At 57.5% G+C, this 15,934-nt stretch carries 12 protein-coding genes, 3 tRNA genes and 1 other RNA gene; 11 read left to right on the forward strand and 5 right to left on the reverse strand.

Going from position 1 to position 15,934, the window contains the following annotated elements:
- Positions 1–4: 4 nt before the first annotated feature.
- From ACGK9W_RS03975 to ACGK9W_RS03985, 3 genes are all read right to left on the reverse strand, one after another.
- On the reverse strand, positions 5–2,857 hold the full coding sequence (locus ACGK9W_RS03975) for a valine--tRNA ligase (RefSeq protein WP_273017865.1): 2,853 nt from the start codon (positions 2,855–2,857) through the stop codon (positions 5–7).
- Between the two features lie 83 nt (positions 2,858–2,940).
- Positions 2,941–3,453: a DNA polymerase III subunit chi gene (locus tag ACGK9W_RS03980; protein WP_053114924.1), complete on the reverse strand. Its 513-nt coding sequence runs from the start codon at positions 3,451–3,453 to the stop codon at positions 2,941–2,943.
- Positions 3,440–4,933 carry a leucyl aminopeptidase gene (locus ACGK9W_RS03985; protein ID WP_405419138.1) on the reverse strand — a complete coding sequence of 498 codons (1,494 nt, stop codon included), beginning with the start codon at positions 4,931–4,933 and terminating at the stop codon, positions 3,440–3,442. Before ACGK9W_RS03985 ends, ACGK9W_RS03980 begins: the two co-directional genes overlap by 14 nt.
- Positions 4,934–5,175: 242 nt before the next feature.
- Here ACGK9W_RS03985 and lptF point away from each other — a divergent pair, with 242 nt between their 5' ends.
- Together lptF and lptG are read left to right on the forward strand one after the other, a co-directional pair.
- Entirely contained in the window at positions 5,176–6,285 is a 1,110-nt protein-coding gene (gene lptF, locus ACGK9W_RS03990) for an LPS export ABC transporter permease LptF (protein WP_405419141.1), read from the forward strand.
- A complete protein-coding gene (gene lptG / locus ACGK9W_RS03995; protein WP_062784951.1) occupies positions 6,272–7,333 on the forward strand; it encodes an LPS export ABC transporter permease LptG in 1,062 nt (353 codons plus the stop codon). The genes lptF and lptG overlap by 14 nt, the downstream gene beginning before the upstream one ends.
- Before the next feature lie 29 nt (positions 7,334–7,362).
- Here lptG and ACGK9W_RS04000 read toward each other — a convergent pair whose 3' ends face one another.
- On the reverse strand, positions 7,363–7,902 hold the full coding sequence (locus tag ACGK9W_RS04000) for an RDD family protein (protein WP_008172814.1): 540 nt from the start codon (positions 7,900–7,902) through the stop codon (positions 7,363–7,365).
- Between the two features lie 141 nt (positions 7,903–8,043).
- Between ACGK9W_RS04000 and alaS the strand changes: the two genes are divergently transcribed.
- From alaS to ACGK9W_RS04045, 9 genes are all read left to right on the forward strand, one after another.
- Positions 8,044–10,674 carry an alanine--tRNA ligase gene (gene alaS / locus ACGK9W_RS04005; RefSeq protein ID WP_405419144.1) on the forward strand — a complete coding sequence of 877 codons (2,631 nt, stop codon included), beginning with the start codon at positions 8,044–8,046 and terminating at the stop codon, positions 10,672–10,674.
- Positions 10,675–10,779: 105 nt separating this feature from the next.
- The gene (locus ACGK9W_RS04010; protein ID WP_014576751.1) at positions 10,780–12,018 is read left to right on the forward strand and encodes an aspartate kinase; all 1,239 of its coding nucleotides are present in this window, start codon (positions 10,780–10,782) and stop codon (positions 12,016–12,018) included.
- A 189-nt stretch (positions 12,019–12,207) separates the two neighbouring features.
- A complete protein-coding gene (gene csrA, locus ACGK9W_RS04015) occupies positions 12,208–12,405 on the forward strand; it encodes a carbon storage regulator CsrA (RefSeq protein ID WP_008172808.1) in 198 nt (65 codons plus the stop codon).
- 126 nt (positions 12,406–12,531) lie between these two features.
- Positions 12,532–12,621: transfer RNA gene (locus ACGK9W_RS04020), tRNA-Ser, on the forward strand.
- Between the two features lie 63 nt (positions 12,622–12,684).
- A tRNA-Arg gene (locus ACGK9W_RS04025) sits at positions 12,685–12,761 on the forward strand.
- 25 nt (positions 12,762–12,786) lie between these two features.
- Positions 12,787–12,863: transfer RNA gene (locus ACGK9W_RS04030), tRNA-Arg, on the forward strand.
- 49 nt (positions 12,864–12,912) lie between these two features.
- A non-coding RNA gene (locus ACGK9W_RS04035) (RtT sRNA) lies at positions 12,913–13,055 on the forward strand.
- 172 nt (positions 13,056–13,227) lie between these two features.
- On the forward strand, positions 13,228–13,419 hold the full coding sequence (locus ACGK9W_RS04040; RefSeq protein ID WP_053114925.1) for an SPOR domain-containing protein: 192 nt from the start codon (positions 13,228–13,230) through the stop codon (positions 13,417–13,419).
- Positions 13,420–13,456: 37 nt separating this feature from the next.
- The gene (locus tag ACGK9W_RS04045) at positions 13,457–13,966 is read left to right on the forward strand and encodes a BCAM0308 family protein (protein ID WP_053114926.1); all 510 of its coding nucleotides are present in this window, start codon (positions 13,457–13,459) and stop codon (positions 13,964–13,966) included.
- 16 nt (positions 13,967–13,982) lie between these two features.
- On the opposite strand, the gene ACGK9W_RS04050 is transcribed toward ACGK9W_RS04045, so the two are convergent.
- Positions 13,983–15,839, reverse strand: coding sequence for a methyl-accepting chemotaxis protein (locus ACGK9W_RS04050; protein WP_053114927.1), 1,857 nt, complete (start codon positions 15,837–15,839; stop codon positions 13,983–13,985).
- Between the last annotated feature and the right edge of the window lie 95 nt (positions 15,840–15,934).

Here is a 15,934-nt window from a genome sequence, read left to right on the forward strand (position 1 = left end):
CCGGTTACATGGCCTCGATATCGGCCCTTTGCTGGCTCAGGCGGGCCTGGCTGCTTTGGGCGTCCCGGAGTTTTTCCTGTTCCTTCTCGACCACCTCGGCCGGAGCCTTGGCCGTGAACTTCTCGTTACCCAGTTTACCCTCCAGGCGACCGATCTCTTTCTGCAGGCGTTCCAGCTCCTTGTCCAGACGCTTGAGTTCGGCTTCCTTGTCAATCAGGCCGGCCATGGGAACCAGTACTTCCATGTCTCCCACCAGTTGGGTGGCAGACATGGGGGCTTTGTCACCCTCAAACCAGTCCAGGCTCTCCAGCTTGGCCAGGGAGCTCAGGAACTGGCGATTGTCATTCATGCGGCGCTGATCCTCGGCGTCTTTGCCACGCAGCAATACCGGGATCTTCTTCGCCGGCGAGATGTTCATTTCGCCCCGGATGTTCCGCACGGCAACGATCACCCCCTTGAGCCATTCAATATCAGCGGTAACCGCTGAATCCTGCTTGGTGGCATCCGGTTGCGGGTAGGCCTGCAGCATGATGCTGTCGCCAGTCTTGCCGGCCAGGGGCGCGATCCGCTGCCAGATTTCCTCGGTGATAAACGGCATCATCGGGTGCGCCAGGCGCAGAACGGATTCCAGTACGCGCACCAGGGTGCGACGGGTGCCACGTTTGGCTTCGGCACTGGCGTCTTCATCACTGAGCACAGGCTTGGACAGCTCCAGATACCAGTCGCAGTATTCGTTCCAGATGAACTCATAGAGCGCGTAGGCCGCCAGATCGAAGCGGTACTGGTCCAGGTGACGGATCACGTCCTGCTCGCAGCTCTGCAGCTCGCTGATGATCCAGCGGTCTGCCAGAGACAGTTCCACGGGCTCGTCATTCACGCCACAGTCTTCGCCTTCGGTGTTCATCAACACGTAGCGGGCTGCGTTCCAGAGCTTGTTACAGAAGTTGCGGTAGCCTTCCAGGCGCTTCATATCCCAGTTGATGTCGCGGCCGGTCGTTGCCATGGCGGCAAGGGTGAAGCGCAGGGCATCGGTGCCGTGGGCGGTGATGCCCTCCGGGAATTCCTTCTTGGTGCGCTTGCCGATTTTCTCGGCCAGCTTGGGCTGCATCAGGTTGCCGGTTCGTTTCTCCAGCAGGTCATCCAGGCTGATGCCGTCGATCATGTCCAGCGGGTCGATCACGTTACCCTTGGACTTGGACATCTTGTCGCCGTGCTCATCACGGATAAGGCCGGTGACATAGACGGTATGGAAGGGCACCTGGGGGCTGCCGTCTTCGTTCTTCATAAAGTGCATGGTCATCATGATCATCCGGGCTACCCAGAAGAAGATGATGTCGAAGCCGGTGACCAGCACGTCGGTCGGATGGAAGGTTTTCAGGCGCTCGGTGATCTCTGGCCAACCCAGGGTGCCGAACGTCCACAGGGCAGAGCTGAACCACGTATCAAGAACGTCTTCATCCTGCTCGAGGGCGACATTGGCGTCCAGGTTGTGCTTCTGGCGCACTTCATCTTCGCTGCGGCCCACGTAGATATTGCCGTCGGCGTCGTACCAGGCCGGAATGCGGTGGCCCCACCAGAGCTGGCGCGAGATACACCAATCCTGGATATCGCGCATCCAGGCGAAGTACATGTTCTCGTACTGCTTGGGTACGAACTGGATACGACCGTCTTCCACCGCTTCAATGGCCGGCTTGGCCAGGGTCTTGGCATCGGCAAACCACTGGTCGGTGAGCATGGGCTCGATAATCAGGCCCGACCGGTCACCGCGTGGAACGCTGAGTGCGTGATCCTCGATGTTCTCGACCAGCCCCTCGGCTTCCATATCGGCAACGATTTGCTTGCGCGCCGCTTCGCGGGTCAGGCCAGCGTAGGCGCCCGGCATGGTGCCGTCGAGTTCGGTGTTTTCGGTGCCGTCGGCATTGAACACCTCGGCCACGTCCCGGATGTTGGCGTCCTGGGTCATGACGTTAATCATCGGCAGATTGTTGCGCTTGCCCACGGCATAGTCGTTGAAGTCGTGGGCCGGCGTGATCTTCACGCAACCGGAGCCTTTCTCCGGATCGGCGTGATGGTCGGCAACGATGGGGATACGGCGGTTCACCAGCGGCAGCATCACGTGCTTGCCAATCAGGTGCTGATAACGCTCGTCTTCCGGATGCACGGCCACGGCCGTGTCACCGAGCATGGTTTCCGGCCGGGTAGTGGCAACGATCAGGTAATCCTTGCCATCCTGGGTTTGCGTGCCGTCAGCCAGCGGGTAACGCAGGTGCCAGAAAAAGCCTTTTTCTTCCTTGTTTTCAACTTCCAGATCGGAGATGGCGGTGTGCAGTTTCGGGTCCCAGTTCACCAACCGCTTGCCGCGATAGACAAGTCCCTCGTCGTACAGGCGGATAAACACTTCCTGAACGGCTTTGTAGAAGCCGTCGTCCATGGTGAAGCGTTCGTTGTCCCAGTCCACGGAATTGCCAAGGCGGCGGATCTGGCGGGTGATGGTGCCCCCGGAGTGCTCTTTCCAGTCCCAGATGCGCTTGATGAATTCTTCCCGGCCCAGATCGTGGCGGGTCTTGTCCTCTTCCGCAGCGAGTTTGCGCTCAACCACCATCTGGGTGGCAATGCCGGCGTGGTCGGTACCAACCGTCCACAGTGCGTTACGGCCCTGCATGCGCTTGAAGCGGGTGAGGGTGTCCATGATGGTGTGCTGGAACGCGTGGCCCATGTGCAGGCTGCCGGTTACGTTGGGCGGCGGGATCGCGATGCTGTAGGACTGGCCTTCACCGCTGGGGCGGAAGTACCCTTTGGATTCCCAGTTTTCGTACCACTGGCGCTCGATGTTTTCTGGCTGGTAGGTTTTTTCCATGGGGTTCTGCAGTGACCGTTGGTTGATTCACAAGGGAAAATTGAGACGCACGATTATACATGGTCGCCCTGTTTGCGGCGAACCTAACGCTTCCTCTGATCATGCACCCGGGGTTCAATCCCCAGTGCCCGCAATTGCTTGAAGTGTGACCGCGCCTGATTAAGAACATTCGGGTCGTTATGGGCAACCAGGGCCAGTCGCTTGAACCGGTCGGCATCCGCCGGCAAGGTTGCGGAGAGAATGATCACGGTATCCCAATCCTCTGGCGCCGGCGGGCAAAGCAGAATGCCAACGGGGTCGGAGCAGGTTGTGGCGGAGTCCGGAACAACGCTATGGGGGATGAATGCGTCCGGGCTGAAGTTCCAGAGCAGGTCGTCCAGCTCATCTGCGTGTTGCATGGTATCGCACACGACGCACACGCGGTCGCCCTGCTGCCAGGCTTTGTCCACGAGTTTTGCAGCGTGGAGATTGCGTGCGGCGGGCGTGTTCTGGGCAAGGATGTGAAACCAGTAGCGCTGGTTCCGGTCTTCCTGTCCGGAGTGGCCGGCAGCCGGGCTGCCGGTCTCCGAAGAGCTGGAGGGCTTACTTTCCTGCATGGGACATCAGGTAGTCGACCAGCATGGGCACCGGGCGACCGGATGAGCCCTTGGCTTTGCCGGAGTGCCAGGCGGTGCCGGCGATGTCCAGGTGCGCCCAGCGATAGTCCTTGGCAAAGCGGGAAAGGAAACAGGCCGCTGTTATGGTCCCTGCAGGGCGGCCACCGATGTTGGCCATGTCGGCAAAGTTGCTGTCGAGCTGGCTCTGGTATTCGTCCCAGAGCGGCAGGCGCCATGCCCGGTCACCGGCACGCTCGCCGGCAGCAAGAAGCTCGTTGGCCAGTTCATCGTTGTTGGCCAGCAGGCCGGTGGCGTGATTGCCAAGTGCAATGATGCAGGCGCCGGTCAGGGTCGCCAGATCGATGACGGCGGCCGGGTCAAACTTCTTCACGTAGGTGAGGGCATCGCACAATACCAGGCGCCCCTCGGCGTCGGTGTTGAGGATTTCAACAGTCATGCCGGAGAGCGTGGTCACGATGTCGCCAGGGCGGGAAGCGCCGCCATCCGGCATGTTCTCTGCTGCGGCAATCACAGCCACCACGTTGATCTTGGGTTGGGTTTCGGCGAGCACTTTCATGGCGCCGAAGACACTGGCGGAGCCGCCCATGTCGTACTTCATTTCATCCATGCCCTCGCCGGGCTTGAGGCTGATACCGCCGGTGTCGAAGGTGATACCTTTGCCCACAAGTACGTGGGGCTTGTCCTTGGCCTTGCCACCACGGTATTCCATCACGATCAGTCGCGGCGGTTGGGTGCTGCCTTTGCCCACGGCCAGGATGGTGTTCATGCCCATCTTTTCCATCTGCTTTTCGTCAAGCACTTCGGTCTTGATGCAGTCGTAATCCTTGGCCAGCTTCTTGGCTTGCTGAGCCAGCCATTCCGGGTGGCAGATGTTGGGCGGCGTGTTGCCCAGATCCCGGGTGAGATTCATACCACGGCCGGTGGCCAGACCGAGGTTGAAGGCATCCTTGAGGGCCTTGCCGGCACTGGAGGCATGCACAATAGCTTTGTTGAGCTTCCGGGCGGCGGGTTTTTCGCTCTTGAAGTCGCTGAAGGTGTAAAGCTGATCTTCAAGGGTCCGGCCAATCAGACTGACACGGGCTGCTTCAGAACTCACTGCTTCTTCGCCGGTTACAGGGGTATCTGCGAGGGCGATCGCGACGCTTTTGGACGGACCGTCCTTGAGCGCGGTCATCATCGCGACCAACGCTTTACGGTAGTTGGCAGGGTTGCGATCTTCATCCTTGCCAGTGCCAACCACAAGCAGGCGAGTCCAGGGCTGATCAGCCAGAGGAATGGTCAGCGTCGTGGCATTCTTGCCGGACAGGTCACCGGCCTTCTGGAGTGTCTTGATCATCCCGCCCAGAGCCTCATCGGCCTGATTCGTCGAATCGGGCCAGGTGCCTTTCTCAGGCAAGCCAACTACGAGACAGTCTGCTTTGGTGCTGGCGATGGCTTTACTGCTCAGGCTGAAATTCATGGCAACTCCTGTTGATTGTTCACGAGGCTCCCGCCGGCGGCGGGAATCGTTCTTGATTGTGATCTAGTCTAGCATTGGGGCTTGCGGGGAAATTATCAAGCGATTGGCGCCGCTTCCGTGCCTGTCTGTGCCTTTATGCCGGTGTAATACCGCTACTCTGTCATTCGGCACCAAGGTTACATAGAATACGCGCAGTTCCCAGCGACCTCCACGTTTCAGCGGATACCGCCAGAGAGACCGATTTGAGCATCATTTTCCGTTACCTCATACGCCAGATCATGATCAGCATGGTTGCCGTTTCGGGCATCCTGCTGCTGGTGTTCATGAGTGGCCGTTTCCTGAAATATCTCGACAGTGCGGCCCAGGGCAGCATTTCGGCCGGTGTGCTGCTGGAGATCATGGCCTTTCGGTTTCCGGGTTTTCTTGAGCTGATTCTGCCCCTGGGTCTTTTTATTGGCATTCTGCTCGCCTACGGTCGCATGTACCTCGAAAGCGAGATGACTGTGTTGTTTGCCTGCGGTGTCAGCGACAAGGCCTTGTTGGCTAAAACTCTTCTGGGCAGTCTTCCGGTGATGATTATTGTTGGCGCCATGAGTCTTTACGTGTCGCCCTGGGGAATGAATCAGGTTCAGGAAATTCTGAACGAACAACGAAAGGCAACCGAGTTTGAAATGCTTGCGCCCGGGCGCTTCCAGGATTTTTCCTCTGGCGGACGGGTGACCTATACCGAGGCTTTGAGTGAAGACAAGCGCCAGTTGCAGGGCGTTTTTATCGCCGAGTACGCGCCGGACGGGCGTGGCCTGACGATCATAACCGCAGATTCCGGCTCCCAGCTGATCGATCCGGAAACCGGCAGCCGTTTTCTCATTCTGGAAAACGGCGGTCGCTTTGAGGGCGCCGCGGGCCAGCTGAATTACAATGTGATCGATTTCGAAGCCTACGGTCTGAAGATTGAGGGCGGCGAGGCTGGCACCAAGCAGCGGGAAGAGGGCGCCAGTACCTGGAGCCTGATGCAGTCAGACCGCCTGGAAGATCGTGCGTTGCTGCACTGGCGTTTTTCGCTGCCGCTCATCGTGCCAATTGTGACGTTGCTGGCAGTGAGGCTGAGCCGCGTGAATCCACGCCAGGGCCGGTTCTTTCATCTGTTACCGGCAATGCTTGTCTACATTACTTATCTCGGGCTGCTCATTGTCGCCCGGGACTGGCTGGCGGCCGGCAAGGTCCCGGAATGGCTGGGCATGCTCTGGGTCCACGCGTTGTTCCTCGGCTTCGGGCTATGGCTTCAGTTCGGCCCAGCGTGGTTGTACCGCCGGCGCCTGATTCGGGATGGGGGTGCTCGTGCGCAAGATTGACGGGTATGTAATGCGCACGGTTGGCGGTGCGATGTTCCTCGTGATGATGGTGGTGTTGTCCCTTGATCTCATTTTTGCGTTCATCGCCGAACTGGATGACATCCGCAACAACTACCAGATCCTGGACGCACTCTGGTATGTCTTTCTGACCCTGCCAAGACGAATCTACGATTATCTGCCGCTGGGTGCCTTCATGGGCTGCCTGGTGGGCCTGGGTTCTATGGCCAGTTCCTCGGAGTTGACGGTTGTACGGGCTGCCGGCGTATCGCTCAAGCGTATTGTCTGGTCCGCAATGAAGCCGGCGCTGGTTATCGTGGTTATGGGTGTATTGATAGGCGAATATCTGGCTCCGCCTGCCGAGCGCGTGGCCCAGAGTTACAAGGCGGTGGCATTGGGCGCCGGTAGCAACGTGGCGTCGGCTTCGGGGGTCTGGCACAAGGAAGGGGATTCATACATCCATCTGAATGCCGTGCAACCGAATGGCGTCCTGCATGGAGTGTCGCGTTTCCAGTTTGATGATGATCGGCAGCTGCTGGCCGCAAGTTTTGCGGAGCGAGCGATTTATCAGGGCGACCACTGGTTGCTGGAGAATGTTCGCACCACGAGCTTCGAGGATGATCGGACAGTACGCGTTGACGACCGGACCCTGCGCTGGGAAACCGGCCTCTCGCCCGGCGTTCTCAGCGTGTTGATCGTGAAGCCTGAGAATCTTTCGATGACCGGACTCTACACATACGCCACCTATCTTGGCGAGCAAAGCCTCAACGCCTCCCGCTATTGGCTGGCGTTCTGGAAGAAGGCGCTCATGCCTCTGGGAACGGCGGTCATGGTGCTGGTGGCAATATCCTTCATCTTTGGGCCGTTGCGCTCGGTAACCATGGGATTCCGGGTGTTTACCGGGCTGTTGGTGGGGCTTCTGTTCAAATATATGCAGGATTTTCTTGGGCCAATGAGCCTTGTATACGGGTTCAACCCAATGCTTGCGGTGCTGGTGCCCATCGCGGTAAGCGCCGTGGCTGGTGGCATCCTGATGCGGCGGGCTGGTTGACCAGCCCTGCTATCCCACCGGCTAAACCATTACTTTTTGGTCGCTTCTTTGGGTATGGATACAACCACGCTGTCAGAGAGGCGGTCGGTAATGGACAGACCATTGATCGGATAGAACAGCGCAACAATAGCCGGGATGCCCAGAAACAGGGTGGCAGCTCCGAGGTAGTAGCTGCCCAGAAGTGTCAGGAAGATCACAGCCGCCGCCGTCACGTAACGCCTGAGCGCCTTGCTCCAGCTCACCGAAGTACCATCAATGTTTTCAATTCGAATCCGCCAGACCTGCATCCCCAGGGTCTGGCCAATGCGCGTCCAGAAATAGGCAAAGAACAGGTAAAGGATCAGGAACAACGTGAACGTCAGCCCCGGGTCCCCGGAAAGCTGGCCTGCCTCGGCCATCTGTTCGTACCTGTCCCAGCCGGTGATCCAGCCAGCCACCATGGTGTATCCCCAGGTAGCGACAAGCAGCACGGCAATGCTGATCAAACCGTCGTAAATAATGGCAAGGGCACGTTTGAGGGCGGTGGCTGGTGGGAATAGTTCCTCGGCGTCATGGAAGCGTCGGGGCATGGAATCTCCTGTGATGTTTCACGTTTTTCCTGTTCTCGGCGTGTGCTAGAGTAGCGGATTTGCACAAGCATGTAAGTATCCGTATTCAATCGCGGACCGGGCGGCATTTCCGCCGGGTTTCTGGAAAGGTATCAAAGGGCTATGAAAACCGCAGAGTTGCGACAGGCATTCCTCGATTATTTCAAGCAGCAAGGTCACACCATTGTTCCAAGTAGTTCGCTGGTACCTGCGGACGACCCCACATTGTTGTTTACGAATGCGGGAATGAACCAGTTCAAGGACCTGTTCCTGGGTCGTGAAGAGCGCGACTACACCCGGGCAACCTCGTCCCAGAAATGTGTCCGCGCTGGCGGCAAGCACAACGACCTCGAAAACGTCGGTTACACCGCCCGTCACCACACCTTCTTCGAGATGCTGGGCAACTTCAGCTTCGGTGATTACTTCAAGCGGGAAGCCATCAACTACGCCTGGACATTCCTGACCGGCGAGAACTGGCTGAACCTGCCTCAGGAGAAACTCTGGGTTACCGTTTACGCGGAAGATGACGAAGCCTTCGACATCTGGAACAAGGAAATCGGCGTGCCGGCAGACCGTATCGTCCGTATCGGCGATAACAAAGGCGGCCGTTACGCCTCAGACAACTTCTGGCAGATGGGGGACACCGGTCCCTGCGGTCCCTGCACCGAAATCTTCTACGATCACGGCCCGGATGTTGCTGGTGGTCCCCCCGGATCACCGGAAGAGGACGGTGACCGCTACATCGAAATCTGGAACGTGGTGTTCATGCAGTACAACCGCACCGCTGACGGTGAGATGTTGAAGCTGCCCAAGCCGTCTGTTGACACTGGCATGGGTCTGGAGCGCATCACGGCGGTTCTGCAGGGTGTTCACAGCAACTATGAAATTGATCTGTTCCAGGATTTGCTGGCAGCCGCCTCACAGATTCTGGGCGGTGCCGCAACCACGGAAGCATCTTTGCGTGTGGTCGCGGACCACATCCGTTCCTGCGCCTTCCTGATCGCGGACGGCGTCATGCCCTCAAACGAGGGGCGCGGTTTTGTGCTGCGCCGTATCATTCGCCGCGCGGCACGCCATGGCAACAAGCTGGGTGCAACCGGGCCGTTTTTCTACAAACTCACCGGTGCACTGTGCGAGCTGATGGGCGAGGCCTTCCCGCAGCTGGTCAGCAGCCGCAAACAGATTGAAAAGGTTCTGCTGCAGGAAGAGGAGCAGTTTGCCAAGACGCTGGACAAGGGTTTGCGTCTGCTTGAGCAGGACATTGCCGAACTCAAGGGTGCCGAGATTCCGGGCGAGACAATCTTCACGCTTTATGACACCTATGGTTTCCCGGTCGACCTGACCAACGACATCGCTCGCGAACGAGGCCTGACGCTGGATTACGAAGGTTATGAGAAGGCGATGGAAGGTCAGCGCGAGCGCGCCCGGGCAGCCAGCAAATTCGGCATCGACTACAACGCCGCGGGCCTACAGCTCGAGGGCAAGACCGAGTTCACCGGTTACGAGCACATTGACGGCCACGAGAAAATCCGTGCAGTCATCGTGAACGGCGAGGAAAAGACCGCCGAAGCCGGTGATGAGGCCGTTGTGGTGCTCGAACGTACGCCGTTCTATGCCGAGTCTGGTGGCCAGGTCGGCGATACTGGTCTGCTGACCTGGAGCGGCGGCCGGTTCAAGGTAACGGATACCCGCAAGGAGGGGGATAACCACCTGCACCTTGGCACCCTGATCGAGGGCGAGCTGTTTCCGGGGCTGGAAGTCGATGCGCGGATTGATCACGCCCGTCGCGAGCGAACCAAGCGTAACCACTCCGCTACGCACCTACTGCACGCGGCCCTGCGCAAGGTACTGGGTGAGCACGTTAGCCAGAAAGGTTCACTGGTGGACCCGGATAAACTGCGTTTCGATTTCTCCCATTTCGAGGCCGTTACTCCGGAGCAGCTTCGCGAGATTGAGCGCCAGGTGAACGAGCAGATCCTGGAAAACAGCCCGGTCCAGACCGAAATTACCGACATGGAAAAGGCCCAGGAAAAGGGTGCCATGGCGCTGTTCGGGGAAAAGTACGGGGATGTGGTTCGGGTACTCAGCATGGGTACCGACAATTACTCCGTTGAACTGTGTGGTGGTACGCACGTTTCCCGTACCGGTGACATTGGTCTTTTCCGTATTACCTCCGAAAGTGGCATCTCATCCGGCGTCCGTCGTATCGAAGCCGTTACCGGCATGGGCGCGCTGGACTGGATCGACGGCACCGAGCGTACCCTTCGCGAGGCGGCCCGTCTGGTGAAAGGCTCCCGCGAGTCGGTCATTGAAAAGGTCCAGCAGACGATTGACCGGAACCGTCAGCTTGAGAAGGAAGTGGACGCGCTGAAGGCAAAACTTGCTTCCTCGGCCGGTACCGATCTGGCCAGCACCGCTGTCGACGTCGGCGGGCTCAAGGTGGTGGCTTCCGAGTTGGAAGGTGCTGACCGCAAGGCCCTGATGGAGACGGCCGATCAGCTGAAGAACAAGCTGGGCGAGGGCGTTGTGGTTCTTGCCAGCGTGGAAGATGGCAAGGTGACCCTGGTTGCCGGTGTTACAAAATCGGCCACGGGCCGGATCAAGGCCGGGGACCTCATGAAGCATCTGGCCGCGCAGGTCGATGGCAAGGGCGGGGGGCGACCCGACATGGCTCAGGGTGGTGGCAACGATCCATCCAAGCTGGAGGATGCCCTGGCGGGTGTTGCCGGCTGGGTCGAGAAAAATATCGCTTAAGCAACTGTTTTTGTCGGCGGGCTGGGGTTTATAATCCCGCCCGTTTCTTCTAAGTGGCGGAGTGTCACTCCGCTGTGAGTCCCCGTTTCGGATATTGGGAAAATAATGGCTCTGTTGGTTCAGAAATTTGGTGGCACATCGGTTGGAACAACCGAGCGTATTGAAGCGGTAGCCGAGAAGGTGAGCCGTTTTCGGAAGGAAGGTCATGATGTTGTTGTCGTGGTTTCCGCCATGAGCGGTGAAACCAACCGGCTGATCGCCCTGGCCAACAACATCATGGAGGAGCCGACACCGCGTGAGATGGATGTGCTGGTATCCACCGGTGAGCAGGTAACCATTGCGCTCCTGTCCATGGCGCTGCAGAAGCTCGGCTGTGAAGCACGGTCCTACACCGGTTCTCAGGTGCGCATCCTGACCGACAGCAGCCATACCAAGGCGCGGATCAAACAGATCGATGAGCAGCGCATGCGCGAAGATCTGGATGCTGGTCGAGTGGTTGTGGTTGCCGGATTCCAGGGCATAGACGAGAGTGGAAACATCACTACGCTCGGGCGTGGCGGCTCCGATACCACAGCGGTGGCTCTGGCGGCAGCGCTCAGGGCAGACGAATGCCAGATCTACACTGACGTTGACGGTGTCTACACAACCGACCCAAGGGTTGTCGACACTGCGCGCAGGCTTGAACGGATTACGTTCGAGGAAATGCTTGAAATGGCGAGTCTGGGTTCGAAAGTGCTCCAGATCCGCTCTGTAGAATTTGCAGGTAAATACAACGTTCCATTAAGGGTTCTTTCCAGCTTCCAGGAAGGCGAGGGCACCCTGATTACTCTTGAGGATGAAAACGCCATGGAACAACCGGTTGTTTCCGGCATCGCTTTTAACCGTGATGAAGCCAAACTGACCATTGCCGGCGTACCGGATACCCCGGGCAGCGCGCTGCGTATTCTGAAGCCGGTGAGTGACGCCAATATCGAAGTGGATATGATCGTGCAGAACGTGGGTGAGGATAACCGCACAGCCTTCACGTTCACCGTCCATCGCAATGATTTCAAGCGTGCGAAAGAAGTGCTTCAGCGTGTTGCAGACGAACTGGGTGCTCGTGAAGTGGCCGGTGACAGCAAGATTGCCAAAGTCAGTATCGTGGGTGTCGGTATGCGTTCTCACGCTGGTGTGGCCACTCAGATGTTCGAGGCGCTGTCCAACGAGGGAATCAATATCCAGATGATCTCCACATCAGAAATCAAGATTTCCGTGGTGATCGACGAGAAATACCTTGAGCTTGCGGTTCGCGCACTTCACAGTGCATTTGAACTGGACAAGCCCGCGGTATCGGAAGAGGCCTGAAAACCGCAGATAAAAGGTCGGTCTGCGGGGCCTCCGAAAAAAGGGCGTCATATACTGAGCCTATGACAAACGTGCACCGTATAAGGGAATGTGCGTCTACAGATCAGTAAGTGATCCCACTATAAAAGCAATAAATAGATCAAAAAACCATTTATCGGAACAGGTAGCTCTGGATAGGGAGTAAGGGATATGTTGATTTTGACTCGCCGCGTGGGCGAAACTCTGATGGTCGGCGACGATATCACCGTCACCGTCCTGGGAGTGAAAGGCAATCAGGTGCGCATTGGCGTCAATGCCCCGAAAGAAGTCGCGGTACACCGTGAAGAAATCTACCAGCGGATTCAGTCGGAAAAAGGCTCTGAAGAGCCCGAGCCCGGCAACAGCTGAGAGTCAGAAAGCCGTTCAAGGGAAACCTGAACGGCTTTTTTGATGGTGTGGGGAAACGGGCCCGAAAAATCTCGTGTCAACCCTATGAAAACAGAAAAATTATGGTAGTATACGCCCCGTTCTCAAGGAGAGGTGGGTGAGTGGCTGAAACCAGTTCCCTGCTAAGGAACCGTACGAGCAATCGTACCGAGGGTTCGAATCCCTCCCTCTCCGCCATTTCCTTTTTGAGGAAAGAGAGACAGGTTGAAGTAGCACTCAACCACAGCAAGTGATCAATGTGCGGCTGTAGCTCAGCTGGATAGAGTACCTGGCTACGAACCAGGCGGTCGGAGGTTCGAATCCTCCCAGCCGCGCCATCGATCAACCTGCCACAAGTTTTAAGCGGCTGTAGCTCAGCTGGATAGAGTACCTGGCTACGAACCAGGCGGTCGGAGGTTCGAATCCTCCCAGCCGCGCCATATTAAGATCAAGACGCCTCAGTTTGTGAACCTCACAGGCTGAGGCGTTTTGCTTTGTATAGCTGGGAGGATTTGAACCGATAAGAGGTTCGACCGAAACCCACGCAGTGGGTTGAGGAACGCCGGAGCAATGCGACGGCGACCCCGAAGGGGTGAGGGCCAAAGGCCCGAATAATCCTCCCAGCCGTGCCAAATAAAGTCCAAAGCGCCTCAGTTTGTGCACCCCACAGGCTGGGGCGTTTTGCTTTAGCCTTCCAGTCTTGCTCTCCGTCAATTTCCGGTTGATCAATATTTGCACAGCTCCACCCTCCCTGCCTATTCTTTCAGATGTAAGGAAATCGAAATCAAACAGGAGGTTTCACTCATGAGCAAAACAGTAAACGGCGCCTATCGGGATCGCGACCAGGCCAAGAATACCTGGGATGACTTGATTGCGACCGGCATTCCCCGGGATAACATCTACATCGACGAAGACGCCAAGCTGGTCAAGGTCATCGTGCCTGCAGAGACCGAACGTGAGGTCAGGGAAATTTTTGACCGTCACGGGCTGCAATGAACGACCAGATTCCGTCATCAGGGAAAGGAGTGAGGGCATGAGCGGCAAAGACAGTGTTGCAGCTGGCCACGGACGGGATGACCGGCTTCTCAAAGAAGAGATTCACGATCCATACGTAGCCAGATCCAAGCCCAAGGAGCCAGCGATATGCTCCGAGTGCGGTGCAGCTTTCCATAAAGGGCGCTGGCAGTGGGCAACGCCACCCGCAGGCGAGCTTAACGAGCTTATGTGTCCGGCTTGTGAGCGAATCCGGGATAATATGCCAGCTGGAATACTGACTCTCTCCGGGGGCTTTCTGGGTAAGCATCGAGATGCAATCCTGAAACTCATCCACAACAAGGTCGAGGAAGAAAAGCTCGAGCACCCGATGAAACGTCTTATGAGTGTGGAAGACGGTCCAGAGGGAGAGCTGGTGGTGAAATTCACCGATCTGCATCTACCCCGGGGCACCGGGGAGGCTATTGAGCGAGCGTACGACGGTAATCTGGACATCCAGTACACCAAGGAATCGAACCTCGTTCGGGTGTACTGGAATCGGGATGATTAGGCAGCAGGCTGTTCAATTACAGCCTGAAACGTGAAACAAGGTTCTGCAGGTCGCTGCCCAGCCTTGCCAGTTCGCTGCTCGAGCTGGCGGTCTGGTTCGATGAGGCGGCGGACTGATCCGTAACATCCCGAATGCTGGTAATGTTCTGGTTGATTTCCTCGGCCACCGAAGTCTGTTGTTCGGAAGCTGTGGCAATCTGACTGTTGTACTGTTTGATCTCCTCTACAGCACGGGCAATGCGCTCAATGGTCGTTCCGGTTGCCGTGGCACGTTCAAGGGTGTTCGAGGCCATGGTGGTGCTGGACTCCATCGCGGACACCGAGTCACCGGCGCTGTTCTGAAGTGACGTTACCAGAGTCTCGATTTCCTGGGCCGATGATTGTGTCCGCTGTGCGAGAGAGCGCACCTCGTCGGCCACCACGGCAAAGCCGCGACCCTGCTCACCAGCCCGCGCTGCCTCGATAGCGGCGTTCAGCGCCAGCAGGTTGGTCTGCTCGGCGACGGATTTGATCACATCCAGAACGGTGCCGATGTTCGCGGTTTCTTTCTGGAGTCCCTGGATGGTCTCCATGCTCTGGCTGACTTCCCGTGCCAGATTGTTGACCTGATCTACGGTCGCGCGGACTTCCCGCTCACCGTCGCTGGCCTGGCTGGCCGCATCGGCGGCCACGGAAAAGGCCTGTTCGGCGCTGCGGGCGATCTCACCAACGGTTGCGGTCATTTCGTTCATGGCGGTAGCAACCTGATCGGTTTCCTGCTTCTGACGATTGATGCCATCGCTGGTCTGGCTGGTAACAGTTGAGAGTTCTTCTGCCGAGGCTGCAATATTGGAGGCCCCCGACTCAATACTTCTTACCAATTCCCGGAGGCTGGTCACCATGGTAGCCAGGGCAGCCATCAGTCGTCCGATCTCGTTGGTACCGCTGGCCTTGATATCCACGGTCAGGTTGCCAGAAGCCACCTCGGAGGCGATGCTCACTGCCTGGTTAACAGGGGAGACGATGGCGCGGGTAATGAGTAGGGCCATCAGGATGCCAAGAATAAGGGCGATACCGGTCGCGCCGAAGATCAACCAGGAAGCCTGCTCACGATCAGCCTCCATTTTCTCAGTCTGAAGTGCCCGAAGGTTATTTGCCGATTCGATGGCACTGCGAGCTGTGCTGACCATATCATCCGACAGCTGTTTTCCGGAGTTGGTGAGATCCACGACCGTTTGAAATTCATTGACATAGGTCTTCAGCGCAGCATTGATCTGGTCTTTTTCCTCGGTCGTGATCGCCGCTGATTTCAGCGGGCCCTGGACTCTTTTCGCATCATCGAGATAAGCCTTGACGCTGGCGTCATCATGTTCGATCAGGAACTTGCGTTCAGAGCGACGCATATCCTCGAAAATGGCTGAAGCGAAGAACAGAGAGCTGTGGGCCTTCAAAGAAGATCCGAAGATGCGGGCACTGGTTTCAAGGCGCTCGAGCGCTGCCTCCCGTTCACCAATGTTGGTTTCAACCTCGCCCATGAGCCGCTGGTATTGTTTTACGTCTGCCTGGATCTGGCCCAAGGTTTCAATATCCTTGGCGACTGCGAGCAGCGGCTTGATCTCATTGGTCAGCTCCAGAACCCGGTCGCCCTGGGCCTGAGTCCGGGCAACAGCCTGCGCCTCACCGGTCAGCAGAAAGTTCTTCTCCTCAACCCGGGCTTCGGTCAGGTTGGTGTTTACCTGCCCGAGCATGGCAACAATGTTCGAACGTTGGCCATAGCTCTCCAGGGCCCGATCACCTACCAATCCCACTACGATGGTCAGCAGCAGGAGAACCGCAAAGCCGCCAGCCAATCTGGTCCGGATGGTCATGTTGGTGAGGAAGCTCGAGACTGTCATGGTTTTCCTTACTTGCTTGAGGGCAGCATCAAAGCGTGGTTTTGCCTCATTTTTAGCGCGAGGCAGCAAACGAAATTGATACACCGAGGAAATTT

This window comes from Marinobacter flavimaris (assembly GCF_045057155.1).
Lineage (GTDB): Bacteria > Pseudomonadota > Gammaproteobacteria > Pseudomonadales > Oleiphilaceae > Marinobacter > Marinobacter manganoxydans.

Excerpts from the sequence above, each read along its gene's own strand:
- ACGK9W_RS03985 (WP_405419138.1), bottom strand. The coding sequence starts at position 4,933 with ATGAATTTCAGCCTGAGCAGTAAAGCCATCGCCAGCACCAAAGCAGAC.
- csrA (WP_008172808.1), top strand. The coding sequence starts at position 12,208 with ATGTTGATTTTGACTCGCCGCGTGGGCGAAACTCTGATGGTCGGCGAC.
- ACGK9W_RS04045 (WP_053114926.1), top strand. The coding sequence starts at position 13,457 with ATGAGCGGCAAAGACAGTGTTGCAGCTGGCCACGGACGGGATGACCGG.
- ACGK9W_RS04010 (WP_014576751.1), top strand. The coding sequence starts at position 10,780 with ATGGCTCTGTTGGTTCAGAAATTTGGTGGCACATCGGTTGGAACAACC.
- alaS (WP_405419144.1), top strand. The coding sequence starts at position 8,044 with ATGAAAACCGCAGAGTTGCGACAGGCATTCCTCGATTATTTCAAGCAG.
- ACGK9W_RS03980 (WP_053114924.1), bottom strand. The coding sequence starts at position 3,453 with ATGCAGGAAAGTAAGCCCTCCAGCTCTTCGGAGACCGGCAGCCCGGCT.
- ACGK9W_RS04050 (WP_053114927.1), bottom strand. The coding sequence starts at position 15,839 with ATGACAGTCTCGAGCTTCCTCACCAACATGACCATCCGGACCAGATTG.
- ACGK9W_RS04040 (WP_053114925.1), top strand. The coding sequence starts at position 13,228 with ATGAGCAAAACAGTAAACGGCGCCTATCGGGATCGCGACCAGGCCAAG.
- ACGK9W_RS04000 (WP_008172814.1), bottom strand. The coding sequence starts at position 7,902 with ATGCCCCGACGCTTCCATGACGCCGAGGAACTATTCCCACCAGCCACC.
- ACGK9W_RS03975 (WP_273017865.1), bottom strand. The coding sequence starts at position 2,857 with ATGGAAAAAACCTACCAGCCAGAAAACATCGAGCGCCAGTGGTACGAA.